Source organism: Agriterribacter sp., assembly GCF_035445465.1.
GTDB lineage: Bacteria > Bacteroidota > Bacteroidia > Chitinophagales > Chitinophagaceae > Agriterribacter.
In genome coordinates this window covers 153,245-172,217 of record NZ_DAOMQT010000005.1, presented here as the reverse complement: position 1 = coordinate 172,217, position 18,973 = coordinate 153,245, and the positions used below count along the sequence as shown (strand labels likewise).

General features: G+C 41.7%; 17 protein-coding genes. 11 read left to right on the top strand and 6 right to left on the bottom strand.

What is annotated here, in order from left to right:
* Nucleotides 1–129: 129 nt before the first annotated feature.
* The 6 genes from PLE34_RS04760 to PLE34_RS04735 all read right to left on the bottom strand — a co-directional run bounded on the left by PLE34_RS04760 (nucleotide 130) and on the right by PLE34_RS04735 (nucleotide 4,726).
* Nucleotides 130–534: an RrF2 family transcriptional regulator gene (locus tag PLE34_RS04760; RefSeq protein ID WP_324554636.1), complete on the bottom strand. Its 405-nt coding sequence runs from the start codon at nucleotides 532–534 to the stop codon at nucleotides 130–132.
* A 239-nt stretch (nucleotides 535–773) separates the two neighbouring features.
* Nucleotides 774–1,490, bottom strand: a complete 717-nt coding sequence (gene dapB, locus PLE34_RS04755) for a 4-hydroxy-tetrahydrodipicolinate reductase (RefSeq protein ID WP_324554635.1) — start codon at nucleotides 1,488–1,490, stop codon at nucleotides 774–776.
* A 42-nt stretch (nucleotides 1,491–1,532) separates the two neighbouring features.
* Nucleotides 1,533–2,207, bottom strand: coding sequence for a DUF5683 domain-containing protein (locus tag PLE34_RS04750; RefSeq protein ID WP_324554634.1), 675 nt, complete (start codon nucleotides 2,205–2,207; stop codon nucleotides 1,533–1,535).
* 13 nt (nucleotides 2,208–2,220) lie between these two features.
* Nucleotides 2,221–3,144 (bottom strand): ParB/RepB/Spo0J family partition protein, encoded by a 924-nt coding sequence (locus PLE34_RS04745; protein WP_324554633.1) that lies wholly within the window; start codon nucleotides 3,142–3,144, stop codon nucleotides 2,221–2,223.
* Complete coding sequence (locus PLE34_RS04740; RefSeq protein WP_324554632.1) at nucleotides 3,125–3,949, bottom strand: ParA family protein; 825 nt, start codon at nucleotides 3,947–3,949, stop codon at nucleotides 3,125–3,127. The genes PLE34_RS04745 and PLE34_RS04740 overlap by 20 nt, the downstream gene beginning before the upstream one ends.
* 96 nt (nucleotides 3,950–4,045) lie before the next feature.
* A complete protein-coding gene (locus tag PLE34_RS04735; protein ID WP_324554631.1) occupies nucleotides 4,046–4,726 on the bottom strand; it encodes a metal-dependent hydrolase in 681 nt (226 codons plus the stop codon).
* A gap of 120 nt (nucleotides 4,727–4,846) precedes the next feature.
* On the opposite strand from PLE34_RS04735, the gene PLE34_RS04730 reads away from it, so the two are divergent.
* The 11 genes from PLE34_RS04730 to PLE34_RS04680 all read left to right on the top strand — a co-directional run bounded on the left by PLE34_RS04730 (nucleotide 4,847) and on the right by PLE34_RS04680 (nucleotide 18,940).
* Nucleotides 4,847–5,392, top strand: coding sequence for an NADPH-dependent FMN reductase (locus PLE34_RS04730; RefSeq protein WP_324554630.1), 546 nt, complete (start codon nucleotides 4,847–4,849; stop codon nucleotides 5,390–5,392).
* Nucleotides 5,393–5,528: 136 nt separating this feature from the next.
* A complete protein-coding gene (locus PLE34_RS04725; RefSeq protein ID WP_324554629.1) occupies nucleotides 5,529–6,776 on the top strand; it encodes a metallophosphoesterase in 1,248 nt (415 codons plus the stop codon).
* Nucleotides 6,777–6,951: 175 nt separating this feature from the next.
* Nucleotides 6,952–7,542: a porin family protein gene (locus tag PLE34_RS04720; RefSeq protein ID WP_324554628.1), complete on the top strand. Its 591-nt coding sequence runs from the start codon at nucleotides 6,952–6,954 to the stop codon at nucleotides 7,540–7,542.
* Between the two features lie 151 nt (nucleotides 7,543–7,693).
* Nucleotides 7,694–10,102, top strand: coding sequence for an endopeptidase La (gene lon, locus PLE34_RS04715; protein WP_324554627.1), 2,409 nt, complete (start codon nucleotides 7,694–7,696; stop codon nucleotides 10,100–10,102).
* A 114-nt stretch (nucleotides 10,103–10,216) separates the two neighbouring features.
* Nucleotides 10,217–10,618 carry a response regulator gene (locus tag PLE34_RS04710; protein ID WP_324554626.1) on the top strand — a complete coding sequence of 134 codons (402 nt, stop codon included), beginning with the start codon at nucleotides 10,217–10,219 and terminating at the stop codon, nucleotides 10,616–10,618.
* Between the two features lie 49 nt (nucleotides 10,619–10,667).
* On the top strand, nucleotides 10,668–11,951 hold the full coding sequence (mtaB, locus tag PLE34_RS04705) for a tRNA (N(6)-L-threonylcarbamoyladenosine(37)-C(2))-methylthiotransferase MtaB (protein WP_324554625.1): 1,284 nt from the start codon (nucleotides 10,668–10,670) through the stop codon (nucleotides 11,949–11,951).
* A gap of 70 nt (nucleotides 11,952–12,021) precedes the next feature.
* On the top strand, nucleotides 12,022–13,170 hold the full coding sequence (locus tag PLE34_RS04700) for a serine hydrolase domain-containing protein (protein ID WP_324554624.1): 1,149 nt from the start codon (nucleotides 12,022–12,024) through the stop codon (nucleotides 13,168–13,170).
* 408 nt (nucleotides 13,171–13,578) lie between these two features.
* On the top strand, nucleotides 13,579–14,886 hold the full coding sequence (locus PLE34_RS04695) for a tyrosine-type recombinase/integrase (protein ID WP_324554623.1): 1,308 nt from the start codon (nucleotides 13,579–13,581) through the stop codon (nucleotides 14,884–14,886).
* The gene (locus tag PLE34_RS04690) at nucleotides 14,883–15,941 is read left to right on the top strand and encodes a hypothetical protein (protein WP_324554622.1); all 1,059 of its coding nucleotides are present in this window, start codon (nucleotides 14,883–14,885) and stop codon (nucleotides 15,939–15,941) included. The genes PLE34_RS04695 and PLE34_RS04690 overlap by 4 nt, the downstream gene beginning before the upstream one ends.
* 46 nt (nucleotides 15,942–15,987) lie before the next feature.
* Nucleotides 15,988–16,362 carry a helix-turn-helix domain-containing protein gene (locus tag PLE34_RS04685; RefSeq protein WP_324554621.1) on the top strand — a complete coding sequence of 125 codons (375 nt, stop codon included), beginning with the start codon at nucleotides 15,988–15,990 and terminating at the stop codon, nucleotides 16,360–16,362.
* A gap of 25 nt (nucleotides 16,363–16,387) precedes the next feature.
* On the top strand, nucleotides 16,388–18,940 hold the full coding sequence (locus PLE34_RS04680; protein ID WP_324554620.1) for a primase-helicase family protein: 2,553 nt from the start codon (nucleotides 16,388–16,390) through the stop codon (nucleotides 18,938–18,940).
* Nucleotides 18,941–18,973 lie beyond the last annotated feature (33 nt).

The following is an 18,973-nucleotide window of genomic DNA, read 5'->3' as shown; positions in this document are numbered from 1 at the left end:
TCGGAGCAACAGGAACTGGTTATACAAACACAGGCAGGTGAATTGAAGTTTTGATCCGTGGCAGCAACTGGGTAACGGGCGGGCGGGGCTTATGGTATATTTTTTCGTGTGCTGCCAGTTGATTGGATTTTATACCAGGTCGGCAACTGTCTTTTTTTCTAAAATCCTTAGCGTTGCATCTCTTACCGTTATCAGCGTATCACGCAACCCACAGTTTTTTTCATCGCAGTTTTTACATCGTTCATAAAAGTTCAGGCTTACACAGGGAAGGAGCGCAATAGGGCCATCCAGCAAACGCATCACTTTTGCCAGGTGAATATCCGATGGCGATTCCTTAAAAAAATAGCCGCCGCCTTTACCTTTCTTACTGTCTAATACGCCCCCGTTTTTTAGTTCTAAGAGTATATTTTCCAGGAATTTCAATGGTATTTTTTTCTTCCGGGCTATTTCCGCAATAAGTATAGGCCCTTCTTTTTCTACCTGGGCCATATACATGAGCGCTTTAAAAGCATACTGTGTTTTTTTAGAAAGCATATCCTACAGGGTTTAAACAATCAGCAATTTAATTTTAAAATCCGGATTTCAGGCATTAAACACGGGGAAGTATAGCTGATTTTCATCAGGAAAACAAAAAAGATCAGGAGGTTCGTCTTTTCCTTTGAAACAAACTGAAGTGATTATAGGTGAAAAAACTTTACCCCATCTTGTACATCCGTACTATCTGTGAGCGCCTGAATCTGTTTTCTCACAAATTTCACAGATAAGCACCGATATTACAGACCCAGCACATCGCTCATGGTAAATACGCCCCGTTGCCCGTATAAGAATTCAGCAGCCAATACAGCACCTAAAGCAAAGCCCGAACGGTTATGCGCGGTATGTATGATCTCAATATCATCTGTATCCGAATGATACAGAATACGGTGGGTTCCCGGCGCCGGATCGGTTCTTTTACTGATGATCTGAAGATCGGATGCTTTATGGCTTTCTGTATTAACCCACTGTTTCTTAAAGGGATTAACCGCCAGTATTTGTTCCGCCAGTGTGATAGCAGTGCCGCTGGGGGCGTCTTTTTTTTGGGTGTGATGCGTTTCTTCTATAGTAGCGCTGTAATCTTTTTGGGAAGCCATTAACTGGGCAAGTCTTTTATTTACCTCGAAAAAGATATTTACCCCAATACTGAAGTTGCTGGCATACAGCAGGGCGCCATTTTGCGCCTTGCAGTTCCACACCGCTTCCTGGTACCGGCTTAGCCAGCCGGTAGAGCCCGAAACCACCGGCACTTCCGCCTCAAAGCATTTGTTAATATTGTCAAAGGCACTTTCGGGCCCGGTAAATTCAATAGCCACATCGGCCTGGCTTATGTTTTCCACTGTGTTATCTTCCGTATTGTCTATTGAAATTTTTAGTACAATGCTGTGCTTGCGCTGAATGGCAATTTCTTCAATGGCATGGCCCATTTTGCCGTAACCGATCAATGCTATCTTCATCTGTTATTTAATTTATTTTTCAGCCGGCAAAGATAAACAGAATTAACGGCCCGGAGAAAGCCGGTTGGTATGGTTTTTACCAATATTAAGCACAATACCTATTCCGGCCGTATTGGCAATGGGCATATACCCGGGCTTAATTTGTAAGCTCAGGTCATCGGTGATATTGAAATCTTTTAAATGCGCGTCAACCGTGGCGTCAACCACGTTCAGTCCCCATAGTAAAAGAAAAGCCAGCACCGAGTAATCTACATTCCTCCTGAAATCGTTGCGGTAATTCTGAAGTCCCGACTTATCTCCGCGTTTAACCAAGGGTTGTAACTGCACATATACATTTTCATAATTGGCAGTGTCTTTAGCCGATAAAACATTAAATGCATACCGCGTACGCTGGAACCATCTGAGGTTGTCAACAAATGTATATGCCGGAAAAGCCAGTGCGCCATATACCAGGGGTAGTTTCCAGTATTTCTTATTGTATACCTGTCCTGCGCCCGGCAGTATGGCAGAAAGCAGCGCGGCTGTGCCGGCAGGGCTTCTTTTTTTTGAGGTGTCGGTAATGGAAACGGATTGGGGTAAACTATCTGCCGCTATGCGCGCCGGCGCTGTTATAATGCTGTCTGCCGGTTGTGCAGTAATGGTTGTATCGTTTTGTGCAGTTGCCTGTAGTGCACAAAATGCTAAGAGAAGTATCAATAGCACGTGTTGCTTATGCATATCCATGATTACATTAAACAGCCGGAACATTCATTTTTTCCAGAATGGTATTGAGCTCCTGGATCGAAAAATATTCAATGGTAATGGCGCCATGCCCCTTTTTATTATGTTGCATTTTTACGCGGGTACCGTAGTGAGAGGCCAAGTTATCCTCAATTTTTCTGAATGGAGCGGGCAGTGCCGCTTTTACCGGTTTTTTAACAGCGCCGCTTTTATATAATTTCCTGACCAGGTCTTCGGTTTGACGTACCGAGAGTCCCTGTTTTTTAATTTCATTAAAAATGAACAACTGCTGGTCAACGGTATCAACGTTTATGATAGCCCGCGCGTGCCCCATGCTAATGCTGTTGTTGCGAACGGCTATTTGTATATCGGGAGGGAGTTTTAATAAACGGATATAGTTGGTTACCGTGCTTCTTTCTTTGCCCATACGCTCCGCTACCTGCTCCTGCGTATACTCTAATTCTTCCATCATGCGCTTATAGCTGATGCCGATTTCTATGGCATTGAGGTTTTCGCGCTGCAGGTTTTCCAGGAGCGCCAACTCTAACAATTGCTGGTCATTGGCCTGCCTGATATATACCGGGATATCTTTTAGTCCTGCTATTTTAGCTGCCCGCCACCTTCTTTCACCTGCAATAATGCGGTATTTATCGCCTGTTTTGGAAACCGTTAGAGGTTGAATAATATCGTGCAGCTTAATGGAGTTCGCCAGCTCGTTCAAAGCCTGTTCATCAAAATCGTGGCGGGGCTGTTTGGGGTTAACCTCAATCTGTTCCACAGGAACGCGTATGGTTGTGGTTACTTTTTCCACCACACCGCCTTTCAGGTGGTCGCCACCGGTAGTTTTTAGATCGGCATCAATGCTTTGCAGCAGGGAACGTATCCCTTTGCCCAAAGCTTCTTTTTTATTTTTATTATTCGGAGTGCTGCTCATTATCAAGAGTTAAGGTTCTTTCTTCCTGTGATATTTTCGTCATGTTATTGCGTTGCAAAACTTCTTTGGCAAGGTTCAGGTAATTGATGGATCCCTTGCTTTCCGCATCATATAAAATGGCCGGCTTACCCACGCTGGGCGCTTCGCTCAGGCGGGTATTGCGGTGGATGATGGTATCAAAAACCATTTCTTCAAAATGATGTCTTACCTCGTTCACTACCTGGTTGCAGAGGCGCAGCCGGCCATCGTACATCGTCATTAAAATACCTTCAATAACCAGTTCCGGATTAAGCCGGCTTTGTACAATTTTTATCGTGTTCAGTAATTTGCCCAGTCCTTCCAGCGCAAAGAACTCTGCCTGCACGGGTACCACCACGCTGTCGGCTGCGGTTAAGGCATTTACGGTAATAAGACCTAACGACGGGGAACAGTCAATCACAATAAAATCATAATCGCCCCTGATAGGATCGAGAATATATTTCAGCACATTTTCCCTGTTGGGGTAATTAATCATTTCAATTTCGGCGCCTACAAGGTCAATATGCGAAGGAATAACATCTAAATTAGGGATCTCGGTTTTTAATACCGTTTCTCTTGCCGGCGTTTCGTTTACCATGCAATCGTACAGGCTTTTTTGTATATTATGCAAATCAAACCCAACTCCCGTGGTACTGTTCGCCTGGGGATCAGCGTCTACCAGCAGCGTTTTCCTTTCTAATACCGCCAAGCTTGCAGCCAGGTTAATAGCCGTAGTGGTTTTTCCTACCCCGCCTTTCTGATTGGCTATACCTATAATTCTTGCCATGTGTTGTTTACGTAGATTGTTATTCGAATGTTTGCTTCGGCCGCAGTTGCCGGTTTGCCAAATGGCAAATGTAATTTATTATTTCCGCTGTTTTTATTAAATATCAAGGGTTTCGCCCACTGCCAATAAATGCAGCTTCATTTCCTGTGCTACAAAGGCCTGCTTTGCATTTGCATGATCAATTTTAATATAACCAAAAGTATCGTAGTGAACGCCGATCACCTGCCTGCATTGTATAAAACGCGCTGCCTGAATGGCATCGTCAATGCCCATTGTGAAATTATCGCCTACCGGCAGAATAGCAAAATTCAATGAAGCATACTGCGGAACCAGTTGCATATCTAAAGTTAAGGCGGTATCGCCGCTGTAATAAAAGTTTCCTTCGCCGGTAGTAAAAACGAAACCCATAGGGTTGCCGCCATAGCTGCCATCGGGCAACCCGCTTGAATGCTGCGCCACCACGCATTTTACCGTTCCAAAATCAAACACCCATTTACCGCCCGTATTCATGGGGTGGGTATGAGTTATTCCCTGGTTATTCAGCCAGACATGAATTTCAAAGCTGCACACTACCGTGGCGCCGGTTCTGGTTGCAATGCTTATACAATCGGCGATATGATCCTCGTGCCCGTGCGACAAAAAAATGTAATCTGCCTGTATATTAGTGATGTCAATATCAGCAGCTAATGTATTAGGCGTAATAAAAGGATCAAAAAGAATGTTTTTGCCCTTAATTTGTACGGCAAAGCAGGAATGTCCGTAGTAAGTAAACCGCATTCTATATATTATGATCGTTAATGATATTATTTAGTGGTTGAAACAGGTTTATCTTTGCAGGGATAAGGCCGGTGCAACCGCGACATGTTGACAAAAATACAGTTTCGGTAATAATATTCATTGAACAATTCATTCACAGCAGCCGATATTAAGATGCATGCAGATATATATACCATTATTTCCGGTACGAACCGCCCCGGAAGTAATACCATACGGGTGGCAAAGCAGTATTTTCATTTGCTCGAAAAAAAAGGAATTCTCACCCGGTTTGTTTCGCTTGAAGGGCTGGATGTTAACAGCAGGAATGACCAGTTGAGGAAGCTGGAAAAAGAAGCGCTCATTCCTGCCCGGAAATTTATTTTTGTTGTACCCGAATATAATGGCAGTTTCCCGGGCGTATTAAAAGCCATGATTGACAATACCGATATTGAAAAAGTGTGGTGGGGTAAAAAAGCATTGCTTACCGGCGTATCTACAGGGCGGGCGGGCAACCTCAGGGGAATGGAACATCTTACCGGTGTATTGCATTACCTTAAAATGAATGTGCATCATAATAAGCTGCCTATATCGGTAGTGAACAGGTTGTTAAATGGCGGAAAGGATATTGAAGATGCAGTAACATTGAAAGTAATTGACGAACAACTGGAAGAGTTTATACGGTTTTAAGGATACGGAACGTATTGATTTAAAATTGATTCAGGTTGCAGGTTTCAAGGGTTATCCGTTCCGGTTTTGAGTTTGTGGTTTATTATTTGTGGTTTATTGTTGTATTGGCTTCGAATTTTTGAATTAATGTAGCAATATGCGCAGTTATTCCGGCACATGGATTTTTATACTAATTGTTTTACTGATTGACCTGTATGTTTTTCAGGCTGTTAAGTTTACATTGCAATCTGTTTCCCCCAGGACCAGATTTACGGTTTACAGCCTGTACTGGGGCCTAAGCGCGGTGACTGTGATAACGCTTGCCATTCTTCCGTATATCAATCTGGATAGCTGGCCCAGGAATTTACGCACCTACTGGATGGCCACTATTATAGGCTTATTTCTTTCCAAATCACTTACGGTAATCTTTTTACTGGCAGACGATCTGCGCAGGTTACTGCAATGGGGAGGAGGTAAGCTGTTTTACCAATATATAGAAGGCGAGCCATTTAAGGCGGCCGGCATTTCAAGATCGGTGTTTATGAGCTGGCTCGGGCTGGCTGTCGGTGGAGGCTTAATGACAGCCATGATGCTGGGGTTTGCCAATAAATACCGTTACCAGCTAAAAAAAGTAAAGCTGAATTTTCCTAATCTTCCCGATGCTTTTAAAGGATTGAAAGTGGTTCATATTTCAGATGTACATTCCGGAAGCTTTACCGATAAAAAAGCGGTGGAACATGGTGTGCAAATGATCATGGATCAGCAGGCGGATCTTATTCTTTTCACCGGCGACCTGGTAAATGACCAGGCCAGTGAAATGAAAGACTACACAGCAGTATTTGCCAGGTTACGGGCGCCTATGGGCGTATTCAGTACATTGGGAAATCATGATTATGGCGACTACCGGAAGTGGTTGAACCAGGAAGAAAAGGTACAAAACCTGGAAAGATTAAAGCAATTGCAGACTGAGATGGGCTGGCGTTTATTAATGAATGAACATGTGGTGCTGGAAAAGCAGGGACAGCAAATTGCTTTACTGGGAATAGAGAACTGGGGCGCCAAAGCCAATTTCCCCAAGTATGGTAAATTGCACGAGGCATATGCCGGTACGGAGAAATATCCTTTCAAAATTTTAATGAGTCACGATCCCAGCCACTGGGATGCACAGGTGCGGCCCGAATACAGCGATATTGATCTTACGCTGAGCGGACATACCCATGGCATGCAGTTTGGCGTGGAGGTACCCGGCTTTAAATGGAGCCCGGTGCAATATGTGTATAAGCAATGGGCGGGGCTGTACGAACAGGCTCATCAAAAGCTGTATATTAACCGCGGGTTTGGGTTCATTGGCTATCCCGGAAGGGTTGGTATTTTGCCGGAGATTACGCTCATTGAACTGTCGTAGGGTTACAGGTTGCAAGTTCCTGAAACCTGTAACCTGCAACAACCTGCCCGCTGACTGCTGAAAGCTAATAGCTCCAGGTATAACATTTCACTTAGATTTAGTTAACAAAATACTCTGAAGCAGCTATTGCAGGTGGCATTATATTGGATTAGATTTAGGAAATAAAACTCCACGTATGAAACGTTTCATTCTTTCTGTTGCCTGTATAAGCTTCCTTTTTATCGCTTCTTCGGTATCTGCGCAGGGAATTAAGCTTGCCATTCATGCCGGCGCCAATATGGGTAAGTTAGACGGGAAATCATTTAAAGACGAATACCAGTTAGGTTACCATCTGGGCGTTGCTCCCGAAATTATGTTCTCTTCCAAATGGGGTATTCAGCCCGAGGTACTGTTCAGTCAAACCAATACTACCACCTCTACCGATTTTCATGATATTTATAAAGTGTCGGTAAATGAATTAAAAGATGTAAAACTGAATTACCTGAGTATTCCGCTTATGCTTTCCTACCGTCCGTTTTCATTTTTTACCCTCCAGGCAGGTCCACAGTTCAGTATTTTAATGAATAAGCACAATACGCTGCTTGAAAATGGCGGAGAGGCGTTTAAGAATGGCGACTTTTCAATGGTAGGCGGAGCGCAGGTTAATATCCTCAAGCTAAGGGTATATGGCAGGTATGGCATCGGGCTGTCTAATATTAATGATATAGATAACCGGGATAACTGGAAAAGCCAAACGGTGCAGTTAGGCGTTGGCATAGCGCTTTAAAAGAAATAAAATAATTATTTGAAGAATCCGGATCATGGCATCCGGATTTTTTGTTTTTTTACTGGCATTATACTTGACCAAGGTATTACCAAAGTTTTTCAGGGCGTGTTTGCTTTGAAAATATGTCATATTGACTTTTGAACGGAAGATTATGAAAAGAAGCGATATTTTTTTAAGACCAGAAGATGAAATGGAGTTTATGCCCATCATCCCCCTGAATGAAGATGACTCCGAAAGTACTGATGAGATCAGCGTTCCATCCGAATTGCCCTTATTACCCCTGCGCAATACCGTTTTATTTCCGGGAGTGGTTTTACCCATAACCGTAGGTAGAGACCGGTCTATAAAAGCAGTAAATGATGTATACAAGACTGACAAACTGGTAGGTGTGATAGCGCAAAAAGACAGTACGGTGGAAGACCCCACAGTGAATGATCTGGAAACTACCGGCACGGTAGCAAAAATAATTAAGCTTATAAAGATGCCCGATGGCGGAACAACCATCATCATCCAGGGGCGAAAAAGATTTGCTATTGAGAAGATTGTAGCTGAAGATCCGTATTTCAGGGCTACGATACATCTGCTGGAGGAGGATAAAGTAAATATTGATGATGACCAGCATTTTGCGGCAACGGTAAGTTCCATAAAAGACCTGGCGGCACAGATCATCCTGCTTTCACCCAATATGCCCTCTGAAGCATCTGTTATTTTAAAGAATATTGAAAACCCATCCTTCCTTATTCATTTTGTTAGCAGCAATATCAGCAGCGATTTAAAGGAAAAGCAAGAGCTGCTTGAAATGAATGATTTAAAAGTAAGGGCCGAAAAGCTCATGCACCTGCTTAACCGCGAACTCCAGTTTGCCGAATTAAAGAACCAGCTAACCAACCGCACCAAAACCGAATTAGACAAGCAGCAAAAAGAATATTTCCTGCAGCAGCAGTTAAAAAGCATAAAGGAAGAGCTGGGTGGGGATGCCAATGAAAGAGAGATAAGGGAAATGCAGAAAAAGGCGGATGCTAAAAAATGGCCGGAAGCTGCAAAAGAGGCGTTTAAGAAAGGGATAGAAAAGCTGGAACGCATGCATGTTTCCACACCCGACTATTCTGTGGTATACAATCACCTCGACCTGATGCTGGAGCTGCCCTGGAATGAGGGAACAATAGATTCTTATGATTTAAGCAAAGCCAAAAAAATACTTGATCGTGATCATTACGGTATGAATAAGATCAAGGAGCGTTTGCTGGAATACCTGGCAGTGTTAAAGCTGAAAGGAGATATGAAAAGTCCCATCCTTTGTTTTGTAGGACCTCCCGGTATTGGTAAAACATCCCTGGGCAGAAGCATAGCAGCGGCCCTGAACCGCAAATATGTAAGGCTTAGCCTGGGTGGTATGCATGATGAAAGCGAGATAAGGGGGCACCGTAAAACATATATCGGCGCTATGCCGGGGCGTATCCTCCAGTCTATACGGAAGGTAAAATCCTGCAATCCTGTAATCATTTTGGATGAAGTAGATAAAGTGGGAAATGATTTCCGTGGCGATCCTTCGTCTGCATTACTGGAAGTGCTGGATCCGGAGCAAAACCATACTTTTTATGATAACTACCTTGAACTGGAATATGATTTAAGCAAGGTATTATTTATTGCCACCGCCAATGATTTACAGCATATCCAGCCTGCATTGAGAGACAGGCTTGAAATCATTGATCTTAACGGGTACGCTGTTGAAGAAAAAGTACAGATAGCCAAACGTCACCTCCTTCCCAAGCAAAAGGAGCTCCATGGGCTAAAGGGTATGAATATTAAAGTTAGTGATGCTGTTCTGGAAAAAATAATTGAAGATTATACCAGGGAGAGCGGGGTGCGTGAATTAGACAGGCAACTGGCTTCCATTATGCGTTCCCTGGCCAAGGAATATGCCATAAAGAGTAAATTAAAGCCCACCCTTACAACCAGGGACATTGAAAAAATATTGGGTAAGCCCAGGTACAGCAACGACCTGTATAAAATAGCCAATATGCCCGGAGTGGCCGTAGGCCTTGCGTACACTTATGTGGGTGGTGATATATTGTTTATTGAAACCACGCAGAGTGATGGAAAAGGGGAATTAAAGCTTACGGGTAACCTGGGTAATGTAATGAAAGAAAGTGCCACAACGGCGTTAACCTACCTGCAGGCCAATGCCCGGAAATACAGTATAGACCCTGAGTTGTTTCAAAAAAAGAATATTCACGTGCATGTGCCTGAAGGCGCTGTACCTAAAGACGGACCCAGCGCCGGCATTACCATGATGACGGCCATAGCTTCAGCGCTCACCGGCCGTAAAGTAAAGCCCTACCTGGCGATGACGGGTGAAATTACACTTCGCGGCCAGGTATTGCCGGTAGGCGGCATAAAAGAAAAGGTGCTGGCTGCCAAGCGTGCCGGCATGAAAGAAGTGGTGATGTGCTGGCAAAACGAAAAGGATGTGCAGGAAATCAATTCCGATTTTATTAAGGGCATGAAGTTCCATTATGTGAAAAATATGCAGCAGGTTTTGGATATTAGTTTGGTTTAAGGTTGATATTTGGTAATTAAACAGGAGGATTTTCATATTTATTTTGTCTGATGGGAACTTTTCTACGTATTTATACGACTATTGTATAGTAGTTACCCTAAATACACCAGACAAATGATAAGAATTGTGATTGCTGATGACCATCCTGAAATTAGAAGCGCCTGGTCAATGTTCCTGCGCAGCCATGCTAACATCATCGTAGTAGGAGAATGTACCAATGGCCAGGAAGTGATAGATAAGGTACGGGAATCGCAACCGGATATTGTGCTGATGGATATTAATATGAAGCCCATTTCGGGTATTGAGGCTACCCGGAAGCTGACGGATGAGCATCCGGACGTTAAGGTTATTGGTGTATCTTTTCATACTTCGCCGGTTTATATCAGGAAAATGTTAGACGCGGGAGCTCGGGGTTATGTTTTTAAATACGCGGTTGTGGAAGACCTGCTAAACGCAATTGAGGAAGTATATAAAGGCAATATTTTTCTTGGTAAAGATGTGAAGCCCGGAAACTAAGGAATACGATAGCCTGCTTTTTCTGCATTTCGAGTATCTTTGCGCACTTATGGATACTTCGAAAACAGTGGCTTTTCATACACTGGGTTGCAAGCTCAATTTTGCTGAAACTTCTACACTTTCCCGGATGCTGGAAAATGAAGGGTTCCAGAAAAGACCATTTGAAGACATTGCAGATGTATATGTGATCAATACCTGCTCCGTTACCGACAATGCCGATAAGGAATGCCGGCAATTGGTACGCCGCATCCAGCGCAAATCTCCTCAAAGCCTGGTAGTAATTACAGGTTGTTATGCACAGCTCAAACCACAGGAAATTGCTGAAATAAAAGGGGTGGACTTAGTGCTGGGTGCCGCCGAAAAATTTAATATAGCCACTCATCTCAAAGAGCTCACCAAGGGTGATTCTGCCAGGATATCCAGTTGCGATATTGACGAAATATCTGGATTCAACAGCTCGTTTTCGTTAAATGACCGTACCCGAACATTTTTAAAAGTGCAGGATGGCTGCAGCTATAACTGCTCTTTTTGTACCATACCCATGGCCCGCGGAAAGAGCAGGAGCGATACCATTGCCAATGTGGTTGCACATGCCACGGAACTGGCGGCTAACGGAGTAAAAGAAATTGTATTAACAGGCGTTAACCTTGGTGATTTTGGGATCAGTGAAAGCCTAAACGCTCCCGGTGTGCAAAGGAATGAAACTTTTTTCCAGCTTATACAGGAGCTGGAAAAAGTGGAAGGGATAGCACGTTACCGCATATCTTCCATAGAGCCCAACCTGCTTACAAATGATATTATAGCGTTTGTAGCGGAGAGTAAAAAATTCATGCCGCATTTTCATATACCCCTGCAAAGCGGCAGTAACCGTATACTGGGGTTGATGCGACGCAGGTATAAGCGGGAATGGTATGCAGACAGGGTTGCCACTATCAAAGCCTTAATGCCGCACTGCTGTATTGGCGCCGATGTAATAGTGGGATCTCCGGGAGAAACGGAGGAAGATTTCAGCACTACATTTGATTTCCTGCACGGGCTCGATGTTTCTTATCTTCATGTATTCACTTACTCCGAAAGAGATAATACCGCTGCGCTTTCCATTAAACCCGTTGTGCCGGTGCATACCCGGCATGAACGCAATAAAACATTACGCAATTTGTCGTACATGAAAATGCAGTATTTCACAGGGCAGCACAGCGGGCAGAGCCGGGAAGTATTATTTGAGAGCCGGAATAAAAATGGCATGATGGAAGGGTATACAGATAATTATATAAAGGTTACCGTGCCCTATCAGGAGAAACTGGTAAATACGGTTACCTCATGGGCCATTTAGCAGGGTAGGAGTTTATCATTTATGATCTGTGGGTTATCGTTTGCAAACCGTCCTGCCGGGATTCTACAATATGAAGCCAATAGTATATAAAACAATTTTTATTGCCTGCTGCCTGCTGGCGGTATTGCAGCCCGAAAGCTTTTCCCAGCGTGGGCGAGCCCGGGCGGAAATCAAAAAGCTGATGCAGGAATACAACGCTGTAGGCTTATCTGTAGCTGTGGTGAAAAATGACAAAATTGTATACACCCATGCTTTTGGACTCAAGAATATAGCGCAGCGCCAGGCTTTGAAACGTAACGATATTTTCCGTATCGCTTCCATCTCCAAATCTTTTTCCGCAACCGCCATTCTGCAACTGGTGGAAGCCGGGAAGCTCTCGCTCGATGATGATATAAGCCACCTGGTAGGCTTTACCGTACGCAATCCTGCATATCCCGATGTTGTTATTACGCTAAGGATGGTGCTGTCTCATACCTCAAGCATTAACGACAGCCAGGGATATTTTAAGCTGGATGTGATCAACCCTGCAACTAACCCCGGTTATGCGGCATGCTATAGCAACTATCCTCCGGGCGGAGGCTACAGGTATTGCAATCTTAATTTTAATATGGCAGGTGCAGTAATTGAGAAAATAAGCGGCGAGCGTTTTGATCAGTATGTGGTAAACCATATTTTAAAACCGCTGCGTTTGTACGGAGGATACTGTATTGATTCGCTGGATACATCTTTATTTGCTACCTTATACGAATATGACTCCGCCACGCAAAAGTTCACGGCTGCTGCAGATGCCTACAATCCAAGAAGGGAAGAGATACGCAACTACATGCCCGGCTATTCAACTCCCGTATTTTCTCCAACCGGCGGTATGAAAATATCCGCAAGAGACCTTGCAGTATATATGCAGATGCACATGAACAGGGGAACATACAGGGGAATTCAGATCATCAGCGAAAAAAGCGCGCAGGAGATGCAAACTGCTGTAAGCGAAGCTCAAAAATACGGGCTGGCTTTGTTAACAACGGATACTTTCATTCCCGGCAGGCAACTCACCGGACATACGGGCTCTGCGTATGGGTTGTACAGCGCTATGTTTTTCAGCCCTGAAGACAAATTCGGGCTTGTGCTGATCACCAACGGCTGCGATGCGGCGTATACTAATGGGGATATCACGTTTTTAAAGGCTGCTGCCCAGGTGTTGTACAAGAATTTCATTGAGTAGCTCGCTGATACAGAAATCTGCGTTTTTGCTCTCAGATCGTTTTGGAACTAAAATATCATGGTTGAAAAAAGACAGTACCATGTAAAAAAGGTGGTAATAAAAAATGTTACTTCGAGACAGACGCAGCGAAAGCATAGCAGCGCATATAAAAAGCGCACCTAATAAAAAAAGGTTTTGATTAGTTTTAATCAAAACCTTTTAAGATGTGGGAGCACACGGGTTCGAACCGCGGACCCTCTGCTTGTAAGGCATATCTAAAGCATATTAGGCAATATAAAGAAGTATAACAAAATATAACTACAATATAGCAGGGATATGTATTTCACGGCATATTGCTTTATATTATTTAATACAAAAAAGCGTTCACTTTATATATTTTAACTAATATTGTATGCAAATAGTATGTGAATGGGAAAAAAATCAATAGTGCACACAGCTACTTCAAGCATCGTATTGGATCAGCGACGGGAATTAAAAGATGGCACCTATCCGGTTAAAATAAGAATAACCTTTCAAAGAAAACAGGTTTATTACTCAACTCCCCATGCACTTTCTGAAGATTACTACAAGGTAGCTCTGGACATTCCGTTAAATGACAAAGAAAAGAAAGTCCGGAAACCTCTTTCAAAAACTATCAAAAGCAAATTAAAGGAAGTAGGCACTGAGCTTCGCAGTTATGAAAATAAAGCTGTTGCCATAATCAAAGAACTACCCTCCTTTACCTGGCAGGATTTTGAAAAAAGCTTCCTCACCAATAGGAGCGCCCAGGACGTTGTAAACCTGGCTTTTGCAGAACGAATACGCCAATTAAGGGCGGCCGGGCAAATAGGTACAGCAGTTACATATGAATGTGCCCAGGCAAGTTTAAATAACTTTCTACCTGGTGCGAAATTCTCAGATATTACCCCGGATAAGCTGAACGAATATGAAAGGTTTATGCTCGAAAAAAATAATTCTAAAACTACCATCAGCATGTACCTCCGCTCACTTAGAGCCATTTTCAACATCGCTATTTCTAATAAAGACATATTGCCGGCATTGTACCCATTTCGCAGAAATGAAAATGAGAAAAATAAATATCAAATCCCGGAAGGCAGGAACATAAAGAAAGCATTGAAGATTTCTGCTATTGAAAAGGTGTTTGATTATAAAGCCTTGCCTGGAAGTAGCATGGAAATGGCAAAAGATTACTGGATTTTTTTATACCTGGGAAATGGCATGAATGTGAAGGATCTCTGTTTATTGAAGTATAAGGACATTGATAAAAGTATACTGAAATTCAAGAGAGCTAAAACTATAAGGCAAAAAAAAGAAAAAATAATTTATGCTGTGCTGCAGCCGGAAGCCAGAGCCATTATTAAGAAATGGGGTAACAAGAAAAAGGATGGTGATACTTTTATATTTCCGGTTTTAACAGGTAAGGAAACCCCAGAGCGGCAATACCAACTCATTCAACAACTCACACACGTTATTAATGATAACATGAGGGAAATATCTAAGGATCTGAAGATTACTCCCCCACTTACTACGTACACTGCCCGGCACAGTTTTGCAACAGTATTAAAACGCTCAGGCACCAGCATAGATTTAATTAGCGAAATGTTGGGGCATAGTAACCTAAGAACAACGCAGAACTATTTGGACAGTTTTGAAAATGAAACCCTGAGAACACAAGCTAAAGCCTTAACGGCATTTAAAAAAACAAAAGCTAAATGACAAAAAAGGAAATAGATACCCTTTTATTGGATAAAGACATTTGCCCGGCTAATAGCCATGCACCTGGCTTTAAAGATTATTTATTTGCCATTGACCATAAAATAAAAATAGATGAATATTTAATCAGCAGCCAGGTATTTGAAACTTTAAAGAAAATATATGAACGGTACAGAGATCAGATACTATATGGGGACTCCTGGGTACAATCGGACCATGAAGGTTTTGTAGATTCAGTTACGTACCAGTTAAATCATGTGGCAGCAGATCAGGAACACAGGAAAATTATACTTCGGAAATTGATTGATAACTGTTATATGGATCTGCAAGCAGCCTGCCAGGATATAGATCCCATATTTGGTAGTGCTCCTGGGTTTATAGAAAGTATTGAAAGCTATTGGATTTACCCATTAATGAACGATGGTGCCGAGTTGATCCGGTATATTAAATTCGATCTATTGAAAAAGGGAAGTTTTGAAAATTTTTTCTCCCTTTATGAAGAGAGAGAGTCAATCTCTAATTTTATTATTTTGGATAGTTATTTTTTGAGTGATAGTTTGAATCTGGTCTACAAAGCAATTTCGGTTAAAAAAAACATTGAGTATTTGCAAAAATTGATTGATGATCAGTATGCCCCTTCATCCAAGATTATTAATAAAGAAACAAGGTCAAGAAACCCTAAACCTCAACCGGGAGCTTTTGAGGATATCTTTTGTAAACCTGAGTACGCAGAATATGCTATTCAAGCTTTAAGAGCTATTTCGAGACCTATGCCGGTAATAGATATAGATAACAACTATATAGGAAAGGGTAAAGGTATTTTCCGTGTATGGATTGATGCCCTAAAACAATTCCCAGGTGCTCAAATTATAAATCAAGATCTATCTATAAAAGTTGTTGCAAAACTAATAAACACGAAAATAAAAGGTGCTGGATTAGATGGAAGTGAATTTACGCATACCTATAAGAAAATTGAACCTTATAAAAATTCGATTACAAAAAAAATATTAGAAACCTTTTCTCCTCTCCTTAATAATTTAGGAAGAAAAGGGAAATAGGGTTTAATATTTTTTATCCTTTTGCCATATCAAATACAGAATTGATATGGACCAAATTATTTTATCCTCTTTTCCGCTAAAGGACTTAGAAACAGTAATAATAGACTGTGTAAATAACTGCCTCAAAAATAGTAAGCATTATCAACCTACTCCCCCCGACTTACTGGCACCTGATCAGGACGAAATACTAAACATTAAGGAGGCGTCTGCCTACCTTAAACTGGCAGTGCCTACGCTTTATAAATTTTGTGGCGAAAAAACTATTCCCTACATAAAAAAAGGAGGTAAGCTACTTTTTTACAAAAAGGAATTGTTGAAATGGGCTGAAGAAGGTCGGCAAAAAACCAAACGAGAAATCCGGCTGGATGCCGAAACCTGGTTAGGAAAATTAGGACAGAAAAAAGCCATTAACAATAAATAATTCACTCATTAAATTATTAAAGTTAATGGCACACTTAACACTAGGTAACGAAAATAGTGAAAAAAAAGAAAGCCAGGAAAAAAGTTATTTCCAGCAAAGGATGGAAAAATATGGCATCACCAATGAACATAATTGTATTGATGTTTGGGCGAATGAAAATGTGAATGGTGAACACAAAGACAAGTTAATAAGTAAGCCGATTTTTATCCCTACCGAAGACGGATCCATCAAAATAATGGCGATTGATGCAGACCGAAATGAGATTAAGATCAACAAAAAAGGCAGCAGGTTTAAGGAAACGTATTATTCAACACGACATGCAGAACCCAAAAAAATGTCAGACGGCTCATTTGCTAAAATGACATTCCCCCCAGGAGCAACTCCCCCACCTGGTATTTTTAATAAAGTAATTAAAGCCCTTGAAGATAAAACCCACATCGAAGTGCTGTTTATCGTTGAAGGCGATTTTAAAGCCTTTAAGATTTGTATGGCAGGTGGGTATGCCATTGCTATTAAATCGGTAACACTTTACAACGATAAGGAAACCAAAAAAATTCACGGCGATATATTACGCGTCATTAAAACTTGTGAACCTAAAAGGGTGGAAATCCTTGTGGATGGAGACGCATTAAATATTTCATTAAAAGCATTGGAAGAAGGCAAAGACTTGGTTTCCCGCCCGAAGACCTTTTTTAACCTTGCAAATAACCTGAAAAACCAGCTTAAAGATGAAAATGTTGAGGTTACGTTTTCTTATCCAAAAAGCCACGCTCTGGCTGAAAAATTTGGAAAAAGCAAAGATGACTTAAAGGGACCGGATGATATACTGATTGCCTTGCCAGAAAAGCAAAAAGATATTTTAAAATGTTTGGCAAGCCCAAATTCTTCAGACTATTTCGAAAAAATAGATATAACATATGAAGCCAAAAAGCTTTGGCGCCATTTTCGGCTACACGATGTAAATGAATTCGTGCTTTTCCATGCGGAACAATACCCTGAGCTATTGCACAACCAATTTAAATGGCACGGTGGAACATATAAATGGGACGAAAAGGAAGAAAAATGTATCGAGGTTTCGCCTGCTGCAGCAGAAATGTTTATCAGGATTGGCGATGATTATTTCAAAATTATTTTGAAACCCAATAAGTATGGCCACCTTGAAAAAGTACTAATCCGCCTCAATAAAACAACCATTATAGACGACTACGGGAAAAAATTCTTAAAGTCAATTAAGAAATTCGATGCTCCTTGTATTGTGCCTGACAATAAAAACTTTAACCAGGTAATAGGTACTTGTTGGAACTTATATTCCCCTTTAGATTATTTACCGGCTGAACAAACATTCGACCTAATTGATTTGCCTGCAATAAACAAATTTTTGCGCCATATAGCAGCGGAAAGAAAAGCTTTTTATGTTGATCAAAAAACGAAAGCAAAAATTGAGGTTTCAGTTCTTGAGATGTTACTTGATTATTTGCAGATCCTTTATTTAAATCCAGAGCAAAAATTACCTGTTTTCTGTTTGGTGAGTGAAGAAAACAATACCGGAAAATCAACTTTTGCCTTTCTGTTGAGAAAAATTTTCGGCGCAAATGTGGCCATCGTCGGAAATGATGATTTGGCAGGAAATTTCAATTCGCATTGGATATCCAAACTTGTCGTAGTCTGCGACGAAACAATGATTGAGAAACGCATTGTTCTTGAAAAGATAAAGTCATTGAGCACTGCCACTAAAGTTTTCATGAATGCTAAAGGTAGGGACCAAGTAGAGCTGGATTGTTTTATGAAATTCGTTTTAATAACCAACAATGAGGAAAACTTTATCTATGCTTCAAAGGAAGATATACGCTACTGGATACTTAAAGTGCCTGTGCTTAAAGAAGTGGATATTGATATTCTTGCAAGGATGGAAGATGAAATTCCTGGATTCCTTTCCTTTCTAAATAACAGAAAGCTGGTTACAGAACGGAAAAACCGGATGCACTTCCATCCCGACCTGCTTAAAACAGATGCATTAAATCGGGTAATTGAATTCAGCCAGCCTGGTGTGGAAAAGGATATCCGGCATTTCCTGCGCGAAATGTTCCTGGATACCGGCCTTCAAACAATAGAAATGAGTCAAAAAGCAATCCACCAGGAAGCCCTGGGCGGAAAACAGAATGCCAACTATGTAGAAAAAATTCTTAAGAAAAATATGGGTCTCCTACCTTATCATGTATGGTTATTTGCAGGCCGAGAGTATGAAAGTAAGGAGGAGGCCTTTTTCTATGCCAAGGAAAAAAATCCGGGGCTGGCTGATACCGAAATCCTTTCCCTGGTTGAACAAAAATTCAAAACAAAACGGTACAGCTACCCCAAAAATATTGTGGACTATTCTACGGGCAGCGCAACAATGAAACGTATACAGGTTGAGGAAGTCGGCCGCCCATATATTTTCAAGAGATCCGATTTTGTAAAGGAAAATGATGAGGTTGAGCCATCCCCTGAAAATAAATTTTTATCGGAAATTTTCGAGGGAAACAATAGTACACCAACCTACAAAGCGGATGAAGTTCCATTCCCAATTCTGGGACATTAATTAAGTAGCAATCGAACACTTTTTATAAATACA